Raw genomic sequence first — 18,599 nt, 5'->3', positions numbered from 1 at the left:
CCAGGGCCATTCGCTACGCGCTCCGAGTACGTACACAACTATCGCGAGTTGAGCGACATGGCGTAGCGGATGCGCTGTACGACGATGTCCGGCGTTGCCAGGTGCTGCCACGTCCACCGAGCAACAGCTGCACCGGTCGCGCGTAATGCGTCTTCGCGCAGCTTCTCCTGCCGCACAGCGTCGGCCGCGGTCTGACCAGGTTTCAGATGCGCGGTGTACTTGGCCATTCCGTCGAACTCGCCGATCGTGTTCGACTCTTCGAACCAGAAGTCGACGCGACCGATGGCATGCCCGTCGATGCCGTGTATCACCCGTTGCAGTTGCGGCGCAGGAAGATCGGCTCGTTTCATCAACACACGACTGCGCGATTCGCCGACCGACTCGCTTCGACCGTCGAAAAACGCGATCGCCCGCCCGGCCTGTGGTGCGCCTCTTCTCCCGCGTGCAGATTCGAGCGCGTCGTGGAGCTCCGACACCGTCACAAGGCCTGCGTGCAAAGCAGAATCACCTAGCACTACAGCCTTTTCGAACGGTTCGGTGCGCGCGCAATCGACAACCGTGCGAGCTACGGATGTAGTTTTGACCCCATCGACGTCGACTACCTCGTTGTCGGAGATCGGCGTCGCATGCACGTGTCGCCTGCGCAAGATGCGTCCCCCGGACGACGCGTCGATTGTCACGTGAACCCGATCGAGATGCGGGTTCCACAGGGCAATTCCATGCAACGCTGCCGCGGATGTGTGACTGACCACCGCATCACGGCTCGTGCACTGCAGGGTCGCCTGCACGAGCAGCCGGTGTTGCTCGACGACGTCGAGTCCGTCGAGCAGGTCCGGCCGGACGTACGCACCACGTCGAATCGATTGCAACGCACCGCCACGACGTGCGCGCAACAGTTCACCGTCGGTATAGCCACACCGCAGCGCATGACCGCGCATGATCAGCGGCGGCAACCCTCTGTCCACACTAAGAACTCTGCCGCACCCGCAACGGCCAACCGCCCCAAGATCCCAGACTGTGGATAACTGCGGCGGGTGTGAACAACCGGCGTTTCGGTCAGGTATTTGCCACCAGGAAGTTCTCACCGCTCGATGGCCGAAGTCCGTCGATGCGATCGGCGAAGTAGCGTTCGCCGAGTTCGGTACCCGACACATGCCGAGCGCCAACGAGTCCCTCGTCGCGTGCGATGCCGAGCATCTCCTGCGGCGTGTAGAAGCTGACGAACGGCGTCCCCGACGAGCGCGCGCCTTCCGTCGACGCCTGCAATCCCGATCGATCGGCGTCGTCGAGCAGTTCGGTCGGGATCAGGAACGTCATCGCTACCGTCGAGCCCAGAGCGAGTCCTGCTAGCCGTCGAAGTGTCTCGGCCGTAACGTCTTTCGTCAGATACATCGTGACGCCTGCCGACGCGACGACGGCAGGTCTCTTTGGATCGAAGCCTGCGATCAGTAGTTGCTCCCACCAATCCGCATTCGTCTGGAAGTCGACCGGCACCAGGTGCAGCCAGTCGGGAACGCCGTAGCCCAGCGCGATCAGCCGCTGCCGCTTCCAGTCTTGATGTTCGGGTTGATCGACCTCGAACACCTGTATGCGAGAGGCGATCTCGGGCCTGCGCTGCGCGAACGTATCGAGCCCGGATCCGAGAATCACGTACTGTGCGACACCGCGGTCCACGTGCTCGACGACCAGGTCCTCGATGAAACGAGCGCGGGAGACCATGGCCGCACGGAAGGGCCGCGTACCGACCGGGTCCATGTCGGGGCGAGACGTCCAGTCGTCGCCGGGGTCTGCGAGCGCAAGCCCGATCTCGTCGACGACTACATGCGGAGCAGCATCGACCTGGACGTGCATCGCCCGCCACAGCGCGGTCCGCTCAGCGGTGCTGTCAGCCTGTGCCTGCATGCCGGTCAGCTCCCCGCCGGAGCTTGGAGGCTCCACGTCCGCCCGTCTGGATCGCGGACTGTCGCTTCCCGTGTTCCGTAGTGCGTGTTGTCGAACGGGGTAACCACCTCGACGGACGGATCGAGGGTTTCGGCCGGAACCTTCAACACGATCTGCATCGCGGTCTCCTTGCTTTCCGGGACCTCGGCGATGAAGACGTACGGTCCGTCGCCGTTGCGAAGCTGCCCGGAGCTGTGGTCGGTCTCGAATTCCAACTCGAACCCTAGCGACTGGAAGAACTTCGCCGCCTTGCCCCAATTGTGGGTTTCCAGAAATACCGCTTCGATCCCCCGCGGTTCGATGCCCTCTGTCGACATGTCAGATCTCCTTCTCGTTCGATTGCTGCCTTCGGTCGGCGTCAACGAGGTAGGCACGCAGCGCATCGGCCACCAACGCCGAGAGCGAGAGCCCCTCTTCGATGGCGTGATGCTTCACCTGCTTGATCAGTCCGATCGGCAGGTACACGTTGAACTGCTTTACCTCGTCATCAGCCACGTTAGAATGCTAGCAATCTATGTTGCTAACCGCTACCTCAGAAAGAACGCGCAAGTTGCCTACGCGTCGCACCCGTTACAACCGGCGCGCTACGCACACAACCTGCGCGTGCAGAAACTCAGACGAACGGATTACCACCATGCAGGAATACCCAGGTGCATACGGCGGCAGCAATGGCGAGAACCAAGCAGACCAGCGAACCCAATGCAGGCCTGGTCGCCCAACCGCGACCACCGTCGAGTGCGATCTTGCCGGGGCCGGTGAGGATCAGCGCAGCTGATCCGGCGAGGAGCAGCGTCTCGTATTCCGGACCGTTGGGCGCTGTGAACTGCAAGCCCGGTTGCGCTCCCTGGCGCATCAACCACGCGTCGATGATCACGGCGAGCACCGCGCCCGCTGCCAGCGGCGTCGCCAACCCCAGGATCAGCAAACCACCGCCGGCAAGCTCTCCGACGGTGACCATGATCGCCGTCCACTGCGGTTGTTCCCAACCGCTCTGCGCCATGGCGTCTTTCATGCCGTCGAGGCCCGGCCCGCCCCACCAGCCGGTCAATTTCATCAGGCCGTGGAACACGAACAATCCGCCGACAGCGAGGCGCAGAATCAGCAGACCGAGATCCAGGGTGCCGCGTCCGCGCGGTTCGTCGTCGTCGACATTCCACTTACGCGACGAAGACGATGAGCTCGCGGGCGGGACGGGGACAGGCTCGGCGATCGTCGACGACGATCCCGTGTCGTAGCGCGGAGACACCGCAGGGGTGACCGCCGAGTAGGCACCCGGCGAATCGGATGGCGTGTAAGCAGGAAGCTGCTCGGTGGCGGCAGGCTCGAAATCGTCGTCGGTACGCGGCACCGATTTCCCCGGTGACGTGGGGAACTTCTCGGTGGGCTGATCGAAGGGACTCGATGCGGAGCGCCCCGTCGGAACGTCGTTCGATGCACCGAGATGCTCGGAACCGGCCGGATTGTGCTGCTTGTCTGTCACGCGGGCCAGCCTAGGTGGGCAATTCACCCAGACCGTGAATTTGAAGGAACGACGCGCCGACGGCTACAGACCGCGACGAGCCAACTGAGCCATCAACGCCGGCCGCCGCGCGTATTGCGCCCGGATCCCGTCGAGATAGTCGGCGAACTCCGCGGAACCGCCTGCCCGCTTCGAAAGGTCACGCATCTGCCGGAGCATGTCCGCGATCCCGGCATAGCGCTTGCTGTCCGTAACCGTCAGGGCTTGATCGATGCGGGGTTTGTAGAGCGTGGCGGCACGGCCCGGGTATTTCTTGGCCAACGCACCTGCGAGTTCTTGCCAAGAATCGGCGGCGCCGAATTCTTCTGCCACGCTCCACGCGGTTTCGAGGTCGTCCTCGCCGATAGCGATCCGGATGCGCGCGGCACCGCTCCCGAACGGCTGCCGCGCAAGCGTCGCGAGGGTGGCGTAGGCCCGCTCGCGCTCAACCTCGGGCGAACCCACCCGTTCGGCCAGCTCCATCAGCGCTCGAAACCGCGCGGGCTCCGACCGTCGAGCGAACTCGTTCCGCTGGATGTCCAGCGCATCCTCCGTGCGTCCACGAGCGACGTATTCCTCCGCCGCCTCTTCGGGAGACAACCAGTACATCCGAGCGGTTGAGTGCGACGACGAGATCCGCCCGGCGACGACCGCTCGCTCGACCCAAGCGAAGGCATCGTCTACTCGCTCGGCGGCACGCAACCGGTCGACGATTCCAGCGAAGTCCACGCGATCAGATCTATACGACAAAATCTCGACCGCCCGATCGACATCGCCGTCATGATCCGCCAGCTCCAACAGCATTCGATCAACTTCGAAGCGGCTGTATCCGTCGGTATCGGAGGGATACTTCGCGTCAATGCGCGCTACCGCCTTGCGATAAGTCGTGAACGCTCGCTCGTCGAACGCTGCGGCGAAGTCCGGCAGAGTCGTCTCAGGCCAACCGGGCGAGTCGTCTCTGAACTTCGCGAGCCACTTCGCCAGCGCGACCCGATCCGGCTCGCCTTCGCGGCACGCTCGCGCATAGAGATCGGCGGCACGCTGGCAGGCGTTTCCGATCGAACCCGACGAATCGTCGGCTTGCAACGTAATCGCCCGCAGTCTGGTTACAGCCTTCAGCAATCCAGGCCGGACGACATCCGCAGCACCGCCGTCGAGATGGCCTTCCAACTCGTCGAGCAACGCATCAGCCTCGTTCGCGACATCGAAGGAGCGGCGGTAGTCGACGAAGCCTCGGGTGCGCAGAGCGTCTACGACCTGCCGACTCAGGTTTGCTGCGGCAACACCGGGGTCCTTGCCGGCAGCGGAGGCGCGTACTTGAAGTAGTCGGTCGATCTCCGGATTCAATCCGGCGAGTTCGGTAACCAGGGTGCGGAGTTCGACCTCCGACATACCGTCGAGATACGGTGCCAGCGGCGATTCGGACGGCTCGGCAGGTTGCGACGCAAGGGAAGGGCTCGCGTCCAGGACTGCGAGCCCAACCGCCACAACGTGCTTGCAGAAACCGCCGGGAACGTCGTCCGGGCAGGTGCAGCTCCCGGCGAGGCGGGCGCTCGACCACTCCAGTTCCACCAGGTAGACCCGTTTGGCCTGGATCGAGGCGCTTGCCGACTCCCCCAGGATCCGCAGACGGTGTACGTACTGCACATAGTCTTCGCCGCGCGCGAACCTGGACGCGCCGGCGGCCCGCAGTAGCGCAGCTTCGGTGATCGGGTGATCAGTCACTCGGTCGACCTCGCTTCAGACGTCGTTTCGCCAAGGATGCCAGACGACCCCTTCAGAGCGTCAGCGACCAGCCTTCCGTAACGTCTCAATCATGACGACGGCTGTTTCGGGCAAGCGCACGCGCACGATCGGCGTCCTTGCGATGGCCTTCGCGACCCTGATCGCCACCGGCTGCGCCCGATTCGACGATTCCGCATCCAGCCCGTTCAGCCCTGCGCCGAGCTTCAACAGCGGCGGCGATCTCAATCCGAACGGCCCGAAGCCGCCGCCCACGTCCAGCACACCCCCGAAGCGACCGACCGGCCCGTGCATCGATCCCGATCCGAACGTGGTCGCGACCTGCCTCGATACGACGGGCGGTCTGGTCGTGATGCCGGACGGTCAATCCGCACTTGTCGCCGAACGTCGGACGGGTCGGATCCTGCAGGTCGCGCCCGAAAAGCCGCCCGTGGAAATCGCGAAGCTCGACGTCGACGCGTCGTCTGACGGCGGCTTGCTCGACCTCGCGTTGTCCCCCACCTTCGGTGAAGACGGACTCATCTACGCCTACATCACCACCGGCAGCGACAACCGAGTCGTCCGTATTGCGCAAGGCGATGTTCCCAAAGATGTGCTGACCGGCATCCCGAAGGGGGCGACGGGAAACGGCGGCTCCATCGATTTCGCCAACCCCAACGAAATGCTGGTGTTGACCGGCGACGCCGGAAATCCCGATGCCGCAAACGATCCCGCGTCTCTGTCGGGCAAATTGCTCCGCGTCAACCCGAACGTCGGTCCAGATCCCAAAACTCCGCAGGTCGCGCTGAGCGGCATCGGTGTTGCGGGCGACGTGTGCACCGAACCCGGCGGCAACATCTGGGTCACCGATCGCACCGCGACCGAAGATCGGTTGCAGAAGGTCGACAAGAACGGCGTGGTCGTCTCACCGGCGTGGACATGGCCGGACCGTCCAGGCGTCGCCGGATGCGCGGTGAGCGCGGGTGCGGTCGCAATTTCGTTGACCGGAGCCAAAGCTGTGGCAATCGTCCCGGTCGATCCCGGTACCGGTGCCGTCACCGCGGCTCCGAGTCTGGTCGCGCAGGACAAGTACGGACAGCTCGGCGGCGCCGGACTCGGACCCGACGGCACGCTGTGGGCGAGCACGGTCAACAAGACCGGCGGTCAGCCCGGCCCCAACGACGATCGCGTCGTGAAGATTCCGGTTCCTGCAGGCGGCGGCGGTTCCGACTAGAGCCTTAAGGAAATTAGGCCGACGGGTTCCGAATGAAATCGGCGCATCGTTCGCCGACCATGATCGCCGGCGCATTGGTGTTGCCACGAATGATCGTCGGAAACACGGACGTATCGGCGACGCGCAATCCGTCCACCCCGTAAACGCGCAACTCTGGATCGACCGCACCGTCGTCGGGACCACCGATCCGTGCGGTGCACGACGGATGGAACGTGTGCAAGACCTCGCGACGAACGAAGTCGCTCAAGCTTGCGTCGTCGGTCAGCTCCGGACCAGGCAGGAACTCGCGGGCGACGTGGCTGCTCAGCGGTGCCGTCGTGGCGATCTCACGCAGGATCCTTATGCTGCGGACCATGGCCTGCAAGTCGTCGGGATCATCGAAGAAGTTGAGTTTCACCGCCGCCTTACGACGGGGATCCGACGAGCGAATCATGACGCTGCCCCGACTCTTCGGCGCAATCATCGAGGCGCCCAACGTGAATGCCGGTACCGGGTGCTTGGTGGTGCCGTCGCCGTAGAAGTAGCCGGGGATCATCAGCAGCTGCAGATCTGGGGCCGGGAGCGAACTGTCGCTGCGGACGTGTGCGATCGCCTCCGCGACGTTGGAGCTGAGCGGACCGGTCTTGTGCCGCAGCCACTGATAGAGGTACTTCGGCTTGGGCGCATCGAAAGGGCCTGGCACATCGAACATTCCACGGGCGGCGCCGGTGAGCTCGAAGTAGACGCCGATGAGCGGGTGTTCCATCAAGTTGGCGCCGACGGCGGGCAGGTCGACGACCGGGGCGATGCCGAGTGAACGCAGATGATCGGCGGGACCGATCCCGGATCGCTGCAGAATCTCGACCGTGCCGAATGCGCCGCCGCTGACGACGATGTCGCCGCTAGCACGGACGGTGGTCGTCTTGCCTTTGCTCGACAGCTCGACGCCGACCGCGCGGCCACCTTCGACGATCACTCGGTGCACCAACGCACCCGTGAGCACCGTCAGGTTCGCACGCTTGCGCGCGGGCGTGATGAACGCCGTTGCGGTGTCCCACCTGGTGCCGTTGCGTTGGGTGACCTGCGGCATGCCGACGCCGTCTTGCTCGGCCCCGTTGAAGTCGTCGTTGGATGCAATACCGGAAGCCTGTGCTGCGGAGATGAATTCTGCGGCCAGCTGGTCCGGCGACGGAATCGCGGTGACATCGAGCGGCCCACGTGTGCCGTGACAGCGGTCGTTGATTCGCTTGTTGTTCTCGGATTTCACAAAGTGCGGCAGCACCTCGTCGTACGACCAGCCCTTGGCACCTTTCTCGACCCAGTCTTCGTAGTCGATTCGATTGCCTCGGATGTAGAGCATCGCGTTCATCGACGAGCAGCCGCCCATCATCTTGGCGCGCGGCTCGTGCAGGCTTCGCCCGTCCAGTCCCTCTTCCGGCTCACAGAAGTAGTCCCAGTCGACCTTCGAGTGGAACTGCGCGGAAAACGCCGCGGGAGCACGCACGTCGAGTCGACGGTTCGATCCGCCGGCCTCGATCAGCAGCACGTTTCGGTTCGGATCTTCGCTGAGCCGGGACGCCACCACACAGCCTGCCGAGCCTGCGCCGACGACGATGTTGTCGTAGATCATGCAGACAGACTTTGCCAGCGCCGCGCGGCTTATGTGCAGGCTTCGAGCACCAATTCCCGAACGCGGGCTGCGTCGGCCTGGCCGCGGGTCGCCTTCATGACGTCGCCGACGATCTTGCCGGCAGCCTGAATCTTGCCGCTGCGGATCTTGTCGGCGATATCCGGGTTGGCGGCCAGCGCTTCCGCGACGGCGGTCTTGAGGGCGCCTTCGTCGCTGACCATGCCGAGACCCTTCGCCTCTACGATCGCGCCTGGCTCGCCTTCGCCGTCGAGCACGAAGTCGATGACCTGCCTGGCGGTCTTGTTGTTGATCGTCTTCGCATCGACCAGCGCGATCACCTCGGCGACCTGCGCAGGCGTGATCGGCAGCGCGTCGAGCTCGACGGCGCGCTCGTTCGCCTTCTCCGACAGGTACGCAACCCACCAGGAGCGGGCAGCCTCGGACGGCGCACCGGCGTCGACCGTTGCGATGATCAGATCGATCGCACCGGCGTTGACCAGGTCGCGCATGACTTCGTCAGACAGCCCCCAGTCCTGCTGAATGCGCTTGCGCACCAACCACGGCAGTTCGGGGATGGTCTTCCTGAGTTCCTCGACCCATTCCGAGCTCGGCGCAACTGGTTCCAGATCGGGCTCTGGGAAGTACCGGTAGTCCTCCGCGGACTCCTTCGGTCGTCCCGCCGAGGTGGTGCCGTCCGCCTCCTGGAAGTGCCGCGTTTCGAGCGTGACCTCGCCGCCCGACTCCAGCACGGCGGCCTGTCGGCGCATCTCGTAGCGGACGGCCACCTCGATGCTCTTCAGCGAGTTGACGTTCTTGGTCTCGGTGCGAGTGCCGAACTCGGTCGCGTCCTCGAGCATCAGCGACACGTTGGCGTCGCAGCGCACCGATCCCTGATCCATCCGGACGTCGGAGACATCGAGCGCCCTCAGCAGATCGCGCAGCGCTGTGACGTACGCGCGGGCGACCTCGGGTGCGCGCTCACCGGCACCCTCGATCGGCTTGGTGACGATCTCGACCAGCGGAACGCCTGCGCGGTTGTAGTCGAGCAGCGAGTGGCTTGCGCCATGGATACGCCCGGTCGCTCCGCCGACGTGCAGCGACTTGCCGGTGTCCTCTTCCATGTGGGCGCGCTCGATCTCGACGCGGAAGGTGCTGCCGTCGTCGAGCACGACATCGAGGTAGCCGTCGTGCACGATCGGCTCGTCGTACTGGCTGATCTGATAGTTCTTCGGCTGGTCCGGGTAGAAGTAGTTCTTCCGCGCGAAACGGCCCCACGGGGTGACCGAACAGTTCAGGGCCAGCCCGATACGAATCGCCGACTCGACGGCCTTCTCGTTGACCACCGGCAGACTGCCGGGCAGACCGAGGCACACCGGGCACACCTGGGTGTTCGGCTCGGCCCCGAATTCCGTGCGGCACGGGCAGAACATCTTGGTGGCGGTGCCCAGCTCGACGTGTACTTCCAGTCCGAGTACGGGCTTGTACTTGGCGAGGACGTCGTCGTAGTCGAGGAGCTCCGTCGTTGTGGCGGCAGTCATGCGTCCATTATGGGGCGCTGCCCCAGGTGAGCGTTTAAGTGGCCCCTGGACCCCCAAACCACTCACCTGTGCCGCAAGCACCTACCCGAAGAACGCCGCCGCATCGTCGTAGCGCGACTGCGGAACCCGCTTGAGCTGGCGCACCGCCTCTTCCAGCGGAACGAGGCCGATCTCGGTGCCACGCAGCGAAACCATGTTTCCGAAATGCCCGGCGTGCGCTGCATCGACCGCGTTGACGCCGAATCGCGTCGCAAGCACACGATCGAACGGCGTCGGTGTGCCGCCGCGCTGCACGTGGCCCAGCACCGTCGTCCGGACTTCCTTGTTGATGCGCCGCTCGATCTCGACACCCAATTGCTGCGCGACGCCGGTGAACCGTTCGTGTCCGTACTCGTCGATGCCACCCTCGCGCAGCGTCATCGAATCCGGTGCCGGATGCGCACCCTCGGCGACCACGCAGATGAAATGCGACATGCCACTCTGGAACCGCCGCTTCACCAGATTGCACACCTCGTCGACGTCGAACGGCTGCTCGGGAATCAACGTCATGTGCGCACCGGACGCGAGCCCGGCATGCAGCGCGATCCAGCCCGCGTGGCGGCCCATCACCTCGACCAGCATCACGCGCTGATGCGATTCCGCTGTGCTGTGCAGGCGGTCGATGGCTTCGGTCGCGATCGTGAGCGCGGTGTCGAAGCCGAACGTCACGTCCGTGCAATCGATGTCGTTGTCGATGGTCTTCGGCACCCCGACCACCGGGACACCCTCCTCCGACAGCCAGTGCGCCGCAGTCAGCGTGCCCTCGCCGCCGATCGGAATCAACACGTCGATCCCGTTGTCGTCGAGGGTCTGCTTGATCTGATCGATGCCGGCGCGCAGCTTCTCGGGATTGGTGCGCGCGGTGCCCAACATGGTGCCGCCCTTGGTGAGCAGCCGATCGTTGCGGTCGTCGTTCTGCAGCTGCACCTTGCGATCCTCGAGCAGCCCGCGCCAGCCGTCGTTGAACCCCACGATCGAGTCTCCGTAGCGACCGTTGGCAGTCCGCACCACCGCACGAATCACCGCATTGAGACCTGGGCAATCGCCGCCGCCGGTGAGCACTCCGATACGCATGCCCCACATCTTGCCCGGTTTCACCTGGTGTCGCTCAACCCGGCGTGACCAGCCCACTCTCGTAGGCGAGCACCACCGCTTGTGCGCGGTCGCGCAGATCCAGCTTGGCCAGCACCTTGCCGACGTGGGTTTTCACCGTCTGCTCTGCGACGAACAGCGTCGACGCGATCTCGGTGTTCGACAGGCCCTTCGCGATCAGCTCGAGCACTTCGCGTTCGCGCGGCGTCAACGACCCGAGCGCCGTCGGCTTCACCCGAGGTGTCGCGCGCCGCTTGGTCACATCGGCGATCAGCCGACGCGTCACCGTCGGCGCCAACAGGGCCTGACCATCTGCGACTACCCGGACCGCACGCACCAACTCCTCGGCAGGCGCGTCCTTGAGCATGAAGCCGCTGGCGCCGATGCTCAATGCCTCGTAGACGTAGTCGTCGATGTCGAAGGTGGTCAGCATCAGCACCCGCACCGGCGGCGTCAGATTGGCCGACAAGATTTCGCGTGCGGCATCGAGTCCGTTCATCTCCGGCATCCGGACATCCATCAGCACGACGTCGGGTCGGAGCCGTTTCACTTCTGCGACAGCAACTTTCCCGTTGGCAGCATCGCCCACGACGCTGATGTCGTGTTGCGCGCCCAACAATGCCCCGAAGCCCTGCCGCACCATCGCCTGGTCGTCCGCTATCAGTACGGTGATCGCCACCCGATCACCCTATGCCGTGCGGTCGGTCAGCTCACCGAGGCCGGCGACGACGGCAGGGAGCTGCGCGCTCACGACGAATCCGCCGTCCGCTCTCGGCATCGCCGTCAGCAGCCCGCCGACCGACAGTGCACGATCTCGCATCCCATCGAGTCCGTGTCCGCCGTTCTCCGCCGTGATTGGCACCCGCGCCGAGCTCTGACCTGGGCCGTTGAACACACCGACCGAGATCAGTGAATGGCCGTAGTCGACAGTCACTTCGACGGGGGCACCTGGGGCGTGGCGGGACGCGTTGGACAACGATTCCTGCAGTATGCGGTAGATCGCGAGGCCGGTGGCGGGCGAGAGCGCATCCTGGTCGCCGCTGATGTTCCAGACGACCGGAACACCGGCACGTCGTGTGCCTTCCAGCAACTCGTGAACGTTCTCGACGCCCGGTTGCGGCGCGTGCTCGGCGCTCTGACCGTCGCTACGTAGGACGCCGAGCATCCCGCGGATCTCGTTGAGTGCCTCCCGCGCCGTTGCCCCGATCGAGTCGAATTCGGCGCAAGCTTCCGGGGACACGTTCGCAACCCGGTACCGCGCTGTCTGCGCTTGCACTACGACGAGCGACATATGATGTGCCACAACATCATGCAGATCGCGCGCGATACGCGCCTTCTCCTCCAGAATGGTGCGCCGCGCCCGTTCGAGCTCGCTGACCTCCTCCTGCTTCGCCAACTGGCGTCGCGACAGCACCAACCACCGGATCAGCAATCCGAATGCGACAAGAGCCGTCAGGCCGACGGCCCAACCCGCGCGCATATCGGGCGGCAAGTCGGCGAGGAACAGCAGCACAGAGGACACCCAGGCGACACCGACAACGGGCATCGCTGCTCGCAGGCTCACCGCGAACAGCAGCGGGAGGAACACCAGGAAGTGCACTACCTGCCAGGGCAGTTCGTTGTACGGCTGATTGTCGAACGCCACCGGAATCACCAGCGCGGAGATCGCTGAAATCGCCCAACCCAGAGCAGGATTCACACGAATCAAGATGAACGGAAACGCCGCAAGAGCCGCGACGATCGGCTGGACTCCACCGGGGACCTGGTGCGTCACGTGCAAAGTCGGCCACGCGACCGTGAACAGGATCGCCGTGATCAACACGATCACCACATCCCACCACTGGCTACCTGTCACCCTTCTCAGGTGCGGCTTGGCAATGGTGGTGACACCACTCGCTGCCCGCGTGACAGCACGACCGGTTCTTCTCACACGTCGAGAGTAGGAACCACCCTTACCGAATGTCCTCATACCGGAGAGTGAGTTTCCGCGTGGACCACGGTATTAGCACGCACCGTGGGCAAACCCCACGGCCACCCGGGATACCGTCCCGCAGGGTGATGTGACGGCGCGCGGGTGATTCATAGCTTTTCGGTATGCACGCAACGACATCACGGGTTCGTAATACCTCTTCCCTCGCACTGCTGGCCACAACGGTCTTCACGACCACCGCGATACTCGCTCCCACAGCACACGCCGGCGCTAATGCCTCGGCGACATCGGCCGCCACCGTGGCAGCCGAAACACTGGCCGACTCGGATGATCCGGTGATTCCGAACGACTTTCGCGCGACGATGGGATACACCCCGGTCACCGAGGGCGGCATGCTGGTCAACCCGCATGGCGACTGCTCCTCGCCCGTCACGCTGCCCTACGAGTTCGAGACTGCGTGCAAGGCACACGACCTCGGCTACGACGTGCTCCGTTACGCCGAGCGAACCGGCGCACCGCTGGGTAGCTGGGCCCGCCAAAACTTCGACGCGCAGTTGCATCGCCGGATGCACGACGCGTGCGAAACCCGCGAGAACATCGTGGCACGGTCGGGCTGCTTCGCGATGGCCGAGATCGCGGCAGGATTCGTCGACGCCAACTCCTTTCGCCAGGGCTATCGCAGTCCCGACCCCGAACACGCCGACAAGTACCTGATCGCGGGCGCGCTCGGCATCACCCTGCTGATCGGAGCATTGGCGATCGGGCGTGGCAGGCGAATCGAGTCCGCCGGCGCAGCGGTGCAGGCATGAGCACCGTATTCGATGTTGCGACAAGACCACTCGCCGCGGTCAGGGCGGTCGCGGTACCGCGCGTTACGACCTCGGTCGTGCTCACCGCGACGATCGTCGCGTCGCTCTCCCCGTCATTGCTGCCTCGCACGCCGACGATGCAGGCGGTGCTCACCGGACTGTTTACGGCGGTCGGGCTCGGCGTCGCATCGCTGTTGCGACGTGTCGGAATCGGGCCGGGCCCCGAAAAACTCAGGTCTGCAACGGCATTCATCGCAGCAGTCACGGTGGCCTGGTCGATACTCGCGGCGACCCGGTGGCAAGACGGCTTGCGGGCAGTGATGGGAATGCAGCCGATCGGCTTGCTCTATTGGGTACAAACCGCGGCGGGTGCCGCATTCGTAGCCATCGCACTGTACGGGATCACGACTGGAATCGGTTGGGCCGCAGGACGGCTCGGCCTCGTTCGCGGTATCGGTGTGAGCATCGTGGCCGGGATCGCGTTGCAGGTGATCGTCGTTCCCGCAGTGGTGGGCTGGCGAACCACGGCGTATCGAGCGGCCAACGGGGTTGTCGACACTGCGCTGTCGCAGCCCTTGTCGACCACGCGCTCGGGCAGTGCAGAGTCGTACGTGTCGTGGAGCACCTTGGGATCGGAGGGTCGCAAGTTCGTATCCACCGAATCCGACACGACAAGCGTGCGCGCCTACGTCGGACTCGACTCCGCGCCCGACCTGCACTCGCGCGTCAACCTGGCCGTTCGTGAGCTCGAACGGGCAGGCGGACTCTCGAAATCCGCAGTCGTGGTGGCAGTTCCGACCGGATCCGGCTGGGTCGACGCGAACGCCGTCGCCGGGTTCGAGCGCCGCTTCCACGACGACGTCGCCTTGGTCGGTATGCAGTATTCCTACGCACCCAGTTGGGCGACATTCGTCTTCGGCCGTGCCGCCGCAGAAGAATCGGCGAAGGCGCTCTTCACCGCTGTCGCGCAGCGGCTTTCCGAATTGCCGCCGCAACACCGGCCCGATCTGTTCATCTACGGACAGAGCCTCGGTTCGGTCGGTGGCAGTGCGGCGTTCCACAGCACAGCCGCCGTCACCGAATCCACCTGCGGCGCATTGTGGGCCGGTCCGCCGGCGGGTGCCGTCGACCGCCGAGACGCGACGATCCTCGCCAACTCGTCCGATCCGGTCGTTCGCTGGTCGCCGCGGTTGCTGGTGCAGCCGCCGGACCTCGCCGGTACCCGTATCGACGCTCCGGAGCCGCAATGGATTCCGGTCGTGAGTTTCCTACAGACCACCGTCGACCTGCTGGGTGCGCTCAACGCGCCTGCCGGTCACGGTCATCGCTACGGGGTCGAGCAGGGAACGGCGATGCCACACGAGAATCGGCGTGGTTGCGCCTAGTCTCGGTGCAATGGCTGAGCAACTCGATGTCCCCGCCGACTCGGCGGTGCACCGCTACCTCGATGCGCTGGTCGACAGAGCACGAACGACGTTGCCCGACAATCTGGTCGGCGTCTACGTGACCGGTTCGCTGGCGACTGGTGGATACCTGCAGGATCTCAGCGACATCGACGTGATGCTGGTCGTGGACGCGTCGCTCGACCACGCCACCAAGGCCGCCGTCATCGATCGGCTCCGGAACAGCGCTCTCCCCTGCCCCACGCGGGGGTTGGAGTTGGTGATCTACCGACGCGAGGTCGTAGCGATCGGCCGAACCGATCCGGCGTTCGAGCTCGAACTCAACGACGGGCCGAGAATGGCGTTTCGCTCGACGTCGACACCGTCGGATCGACCACCCGAGGACGGCACCTTTTGGTACGCGCTGGATCGAGACATCGTGCGGCAGCGTGGAATTGCGCTGCTCGGGCCACCGTCGGCCGACGTGTTCGGCGCCCTGTCGGAACCGGAACTGGCGGCCGTGATCGACGAGGCAGATCGCTGGCACACCGAGCACGCCCCCGGAACCGAGAACGCAGCCCGCAACGCGCGTCGTGGGCGCATCCGCATCGAGACCGGAAAGTGGCTGTCCAAGCGCTCCCCGCAGGTGAGCGATTAATTGGTCCCTAGACCAACAAACCACTCACCTGCGCGTCAGCGCACCTCGCCGCGCGCTGCCTCGTAGGCAGCACCGACGCGGTAGAGCCGGTCGTCAGCCAACCGTGGTGCCATGATCTGCAAGCCGACCGGCAGACCGTCGTCCTTCGAGAGACCCGACGGCACCGACATCGCACAATGGCCGGCCAGGTTGGTCGGTAGGGTGCACAGGTCGGACAGGTACATCGCCAGCGGATCGTCGACCTTGTCGCCCAGCTTCCATGGCGTGAAAGGACTGGTCGGCGATACCAGCACGTCGACCTGCTCGTACGCCTTGTCGAAGTCCCGAGAAATCAGAGTGCGGACCTTTAGCGCCTGACCGTAGTAGGCGTCGTAGTAGCCGGCCGACAGCGCGTAGGTTCCGATCATGATGCGGCGCTTGACTTCCGGACCGAACCCGGCAGCGCGAGTTGCTGCCATGACCTGCTCGGCGCTCATATTGCCGTCGTCGACACGCATGCCGTACCGCATCGCGTCGAAGCGCGCGAGGTTCGACGACACCTCGCTCGGCAAGATCAGGTAGTAGGCCGCGAGCGCATGTTCGAAGTGCGGGCACGACACCTCGACCACCTCGGCACCCAACTCCGTCAGCTGCGACACCGCTGCGTCGAACGACGCCAGCACACCTGGCTGGTAGCTGTCGGAGTGCAGTTCCTTCACGACCCCGACTCGAACGCCCTTCAAATCACCGTGCGCGCCTTCGCGAGCGGCCGCGACGAGCGGCGGGATGACAGCGTCGACCGACGTGGAGTCGCGGGGATCGTGGCCCGCGATCACTTCGTGCAGCAGCGCGGTGTCGAGAACGCTACGACCGCACGGACCGCCCTGATCCAGCGACGACGCGCAGGCCACCAGTCCGAAGCGCGAGACCGTGCCGTAGGTGGGCTTGGTGCCGACAGTCGCGGTCACCGCGGCAGGCTGGCGGATCGAACCGCCGGTATCGGTGCCGATCGCCAACGGAGCCTGATGCGATGCCAGTGCGGCGGCCGAGCCACCACCGGAGCCGCCGGGGATTCGGGTGTGGTCCCACGGGTTCTTGGTGGGGCCGTATGCGGAGTTCTCGGTCGACGAGCCCATGGCGAACTCGTCCATGTTGGTCTTGCCGAGAATCGGAATGCCTGCCTGGCGCAGCTTGGAGGTGACCGTCGCGTCGTACGGCGACACCCAGCCCTCCAATATCTTGGAGCCGCAGGTGGTGGGCATGTCCGTGGTGGTGAACACGTCCTTGAGCGCCAGCGGTACCCCGGCCAGCGCGGACGCCGGCGCGTTGCCCGCGGCAAGCGATTCGTCCACGTCGCGGGCGGCGGCCAGCGCCTGCTCGCCACCGATGTGCAGGTAGGCGTGGATGTCGGAATCGACCTCGGCGATGCGATCCAGGTGCGCCTGGGTGACTTCGACGGAGGAGACCTCGCGCGTGTGGATACGCGCGGCGAGCTCCGCTGCCGATTGCGTAGTCAGGCTCATTCGCCCTCCCCCAGAATCTGCGGAACGGCGAACCGATCCTGCTCGACGGCGGGAGCGCCGGATAGCGCCTGCTCCGGCGTCAGACCCGGCACGACGACGTCTGGTCGCGTCACATTGGTGACCGGATTGGGGTTCGCGGTGGGGGGAACGTCGTCAGCAGCCACCTCGGAAACGGCCTTGACGTGGTTCAGGATCGAATCGAGCTGCCCTGCGAACTGATCCAGTTCGTCATCGGCAAGAGCGAGCCGGGAAAGCCGGGCGAGGTGGGCGACCTCGTCACGGGAGATGGCAGGCACCGCGTAGGCCCCTTTCGTTCGATTGCGCCGGTCCCGAACAGCCTAGCGATCGACCGATCGGCGCGATCACCAGCGGTATCGCCTTGCAGCGGCTGTCTGATCGGTCACCCAGGCAACCTTCGACTCGAAACAGTCGGCGGCGAGTGCAAGGATTGCGGTCGTCGGGGGACGCAGGCATGTCCCTCGTCCGCACGGAAGAAGGGACGCTCGTGTCATTCCTGCTTCGGGTACAGCTCCCCGATCGACCAGGCAGCCTCGGCCAGTTGGCGCTGGCATTGGGCAGTGTCGGTGCCGACATTCTGTCGCTCGACGTGGTCGATCGCGGTGACGGCTACGCAGTCGACGACCTGGTGGTCGACGTGGAGCCGGGCTCACTGCCCGACACGCTGATCACCGCTGCCGAGGCACTCGACGACGTCAGCGTCGACTCCATTCGCCCGTACGCAGGCATCCTCGACACGCATCGCGAACTGGAACTGATCGATCAGGTCGCCACCGCCCGCGACGATCGGTTGCAGGTGTTGGTCGACGGTGCACCCCGGGTCCTTCGCGTCGGCTGGAGCACCATCGTGGCTATCGGACCGCACGGCGCGTACCGAGTCGTCGGCAGCTCGGGTGCACCCGAGACTCACGCCACCGACGTGCCATGGTTGCCGCTCGCGAAGTCCGCCGCCTTGGACGACGAAGCCGATTGGGTGCCGCAGATCTGGCGCGACATGGACACCAAACTCGCTGCCGCACCCCTGGGTCAGTCGGGCAAGGTGCTGATGCTCGGCCGGCCGGGCGGACCGGAATTCCGACCGTCCGAAATCGCTCGGCTTGGCTATCTGACGGGCATCATCGCGACGGTGTTGGGCTGATCGGGTACACCAACGCGGTCAGGATCAGCCCCGCCACCACTTCCCAATCACGTTCCGGCACATGGACGAATCCGAGTCGGTCATAGATTCTCCGCGCTTCGACCATCGTCGACGACGTGGATATCGCCACCGCGGTGCAGCCTTCGGCCACCGCAAGGTCGATCACGTGCTGTACCAACGCGGTTCCGACCCCCAGCCCTCGCGCCGAGTCGGCGACCCCGAGCATCCGAAACTCCATCTCCCCCGGTCGTGCAAGCTCGGCGTAGGTGGTCCCCGCTCGCGCAACGGTGAGGGTCCCGACCGTCGTCCCTGGTGTTCGGCAACCACCAACTGCGAATCCCTTGCGCGCGTTGCGGTATCGGCCAGCGTGCTGGCGTACGGATCGCTCGCCCCGACGAATCCCCCGCCCACGTAGACATCGATGGTCAATCGGGTGATCGCATCGAAGTCGGCGGTGGTGGCATCACGGATTACCAGGGCGTGGGCGGT

Annotated in this window: 18 protein-coding genes and 1 pseudogene; 5 read left to right on the top strand and 14 right to left on the bottom strand. The window is 65.1% G+C overall.

The window, feature by feature from the left end; translation table 11 throughout:
• Window positions 1-38 precede the first annotated feature (38 nt).
• From FOY51_RS06690 to FOY51_RS06665, 6 genes are all read right to left on the bottom strand, one after another.
• Entirely contained in the window at window positions 39-965 is a 927-nt protein-coding gene (locus FOY51_RS06690) for a type IV toxin-antitoxin system AbiEi family antitoxin domain-containing protein (protein WP_149429381.1), read from the bottom strand.
• A gap of 91 nt (window positions 966-1,056) precedes the next feature.
• Window positions 1,057-1,902 (bottom strand): class I SAM-dependent methyltransferase, encoded by an 846-nt coding sequence (locus FOY51_RS06685; RefSeq protein ID WP_187776200.1) that lies wholly within the window; start codon window positions 1,900-1,902, stop codon window positions 1,057-1,059.
• Window positions 1,903-1,907: 5 nt separating this feature from the next.
• The gene (locus FOY51_RS06680) at window positions 1,908-2,243 is read right to left on the bottom strand and encodes a VOC family protein (protein WP_371830417.1); all 336 of its coding nucleotides are present in this window, start codon (window positions 2,241-2,243) and stop codon (window positions 1,908-1,910) included.
• A 16-nt stretch (window positions 2,244-2,259) separates the two neighbouring features.
• Complete coding sequence (locus tag FOY51_RS06675) at window positions 2,260-2,436, bottom strand: ribbon-helix-helix domain-containing protein (protein ID WP_149429379.1); 177 nt, start codon at window positions 2,434-2,436, stop codon at window positions 2,260-2,262.
• A 118-nt stretch (window positions 2,437-2,554) separates the two neighbouring features.
• Window positions 2,555-3,421: a DoxX family protein gene (locus tag FOY51_RS06670; protein WP_149429378.1), complete on the bottom strand. Its 867-nt coding sequence runs from the start codon at window positions 3,419-3,421 to the stop codon at window positions 2,555-2,557.
• A 63-nt stretch (window positions 3,422-3,484) separates the two neighbouring features.
• Complete coding sequence (locus FOY51_RS06665) at window positions 3,485-5,164, bottom strand: SWIM zinc finger family protein (protein WP_149429377.1); 1,680 nt, start codon at window positions 5,162-5,164, stop codon at window positions 3,485-3,487.
• 91 nt (window positions 5,165-5,255) lie between these two features.
• Here FOY51_RS06665 and FOY51_RS06660 point away from each other — a divergent pair, with 91 nt between their 5' ends.
• Entirely contained in the window at window positions 5,256-6,395 is a 1,140-nt protein-coding gene (locus tag FOY51_RS06660) for a PQQ-dependent sugar dehydrogenase (RefSeq protein ID WP_149429376.1), read from the top strand.
• A gap of 13 nt (window positions 6,396-6,408) precedes the next feature.
• Here the strand turns inward: FOY51_RS06660 and FOY51_RS06655 are convergent, their stop codons facing one another.
• The 5 genes from FOY51_RS06655 to FOY51_RS06635 form a co-directional block, all read right to left on the bottom strand.
• Entirely contained in the window at window positions 6,409-8,004 is a 1,596-nt protein-coding gene (locus FOY51_RS06655) for a GMC family oxidoreductase (RefSeq protein ID WP_149429375.1), read from the bottom strand.
• A gap of 29 nt (window positions 8,005-8,033) precedes the next feature.
• A complete protein-coding gene (gatB, locus tag FOY51_RS06650) occupies window positions 8,034-9,542 on the bottom strand; it encodes an Asp-tRNA(Asn)/Glu-tRNA(Gln) amidotransferase subunit GatB (protein ID WP_149429374.1) in 1,509 nt (502 codons plus the stop codon).
• 81 nt (window positions 9,543-9,623) lie between these two features.
• The gene (locus FOY51_RS06645; protein WP_149429373.1) at window positions 9,624-10,655 is read right to left on the bottom strand and encodes an ATP-dependent 6-phosphofructokinase; all 1,032 of its coding nucleotides are present in this window, start codon (window positions 10,653-10,655) and stop codon (window positions 9,624-9,626) included.
• A 34-nt stretch (window positions 10,656-10,689) separates the two neighbouring features.
• Window positions 10,690-11,352: a response regulator gene (locus FOY51_RS06640; protein WP_149429372.1), complete on the bottom strand. Its 663-nt coding sequence runs from the start codon at window positions 11,350-11,352 to the stop codon at window positions 10,690-10,692.
• Window positions 11,353-11,361: 9 nt separating this feature from the next.
• A complete protein-coding gene (locus FOY51_RS06635) occupies window positions 11,362-12,642 on the bottom strand; it encodes a sensor histidine kinase (protein ID WP_149429371.1) in 1,281 nt (426 codons plus the stop codon).
• A 125-nt stretch (window positions 12,643-12,767) separates the two neighbouring features.
• Between FOY51_RS06635 and FOY51_RS06630 the strand changes: the two genes are divergently transcribed.
• Genes FOY51_RS06630 through FOY51_RS06620 form a run of 3 tightly spaced genes read left to right on the top strand, consistent with a single transcriptional unit; the run spans window position 12,768 to window position 15,452 of the window.
• Complete coding sequence (locus FOY51_RS06630; RefSeq protein ID WP_149429370.1) at window positions 12,768-13,412, top strand: hypothetical protein; 645 nt, start codon at window positions 12,768-12,770, stop codon at window positions 13,410-13,412.
• The gene (locus FOY51_RS06625) at window positions 13,409-14,797 is read left to right on the top strand and encodes an alpha/beta-hydrolase family protein (protein ID WP_149429369.1); all 1,389 of its coding nucleotides are present in this window, start codon (window positions 13,409-13,411) and stop codon (window positions 14,795-14,797) included. The genes FOY51_RS06630 and FOY51_RS06625 overlap by 4 nt, the downstream gene beginning before the upstream one ends.
• Before the next feature lie 10 nt (window positions 14,798-14,807).
• Entirely contained in the window at window positions 14,808-15,452 is a 645-nt protein-coding gene (locus tag FOY51_RS06620; protein ID WP_149429368.1) for a nucleotidyltransferase domain-containing protein, read from the top strand.
• A 35-nt stretch (window positions 15,453-15,487) separates the two neighbouring features.
• Here the strand turns inward: FOY51_RS06620 and gatA are convergent, their stop codons facing one another.
• Both gatA and gatC read right to left on the bottom strand, forming a co-directional pair.
• Window positions 15,488-16,954: an Asp-tRNA(Asn)/Glu-tRNA(Gln) amidotransferase subunit GatA gene (gene gatA, locus FOY51_RS06615; protein ID WP_149429367.1), complete on the bottom strand. Its 1,467-nt coding sequence runs from the start codon at window positions 16,952-16,954 to the stop codon at window positions 15,488-15,490.
• Window positions 16,951-17,250, bottom strand: a complete 300-nt coding sequence (gene gatC / locus FOY51_RS06610) for an Asp-tRNA(Asn)/Glu-tRNA(Gln) amidotransferase subunit GatC (RefSeq protein ID WP_149429366.1) — start codon at window positions 17,248-17,250, stop codon at window positions 16,951-16,953. The genes gatA and gatC overlap by 4 nt, the downstream gene beginning before the upstream one ends.
• A gap of 209 nt (window positions 17,251-17,459) precedes the next feature.
• Here gatC and FOY51_RS06605 point away from each other — a divergent pair, with 209 nt between their 5' ends.
• Window positions 17,460-18,110, top strand: coding sequence for an ACT domain-containing protein (locus FOY51_RS06605; RefSeq protein ID WP_149429365.1), 651 nt, complete (start codon window positions 17,460-17,462; stop codon window positions 18,108-18,110).
• Here the strand turns inward: FOY51_RS06605 and FOY51_RS06600 are convergent.
• A pseudogene (locus FOY51_RS06600) lies at window positions 18,088-18,587 on the bottom strand (GNAT family N-acetyltransferase). The gene FOY51_RS06605 and the pseudogene FOY51_RS06600 sit on opposite strands and share 23 nt — an antisense overlap.
• Between the last annotated feature and the right edge of the window lie 12 nt (window positions 18,588-18,599).

Origin of the sequence: Antrihabitans cavernicola (genome assembly GCF_008297975.1) — a bacterium.
GTDB lineage: Bacteria > Actinomycetota > Actinomycetes > Mycobacteriales > Mycobacteriaceae > Antrihabitans > Antrihabitans cavernicola.
This window is presented reverse-complemented; position numbering and strand designations above follow the sequence as displayed.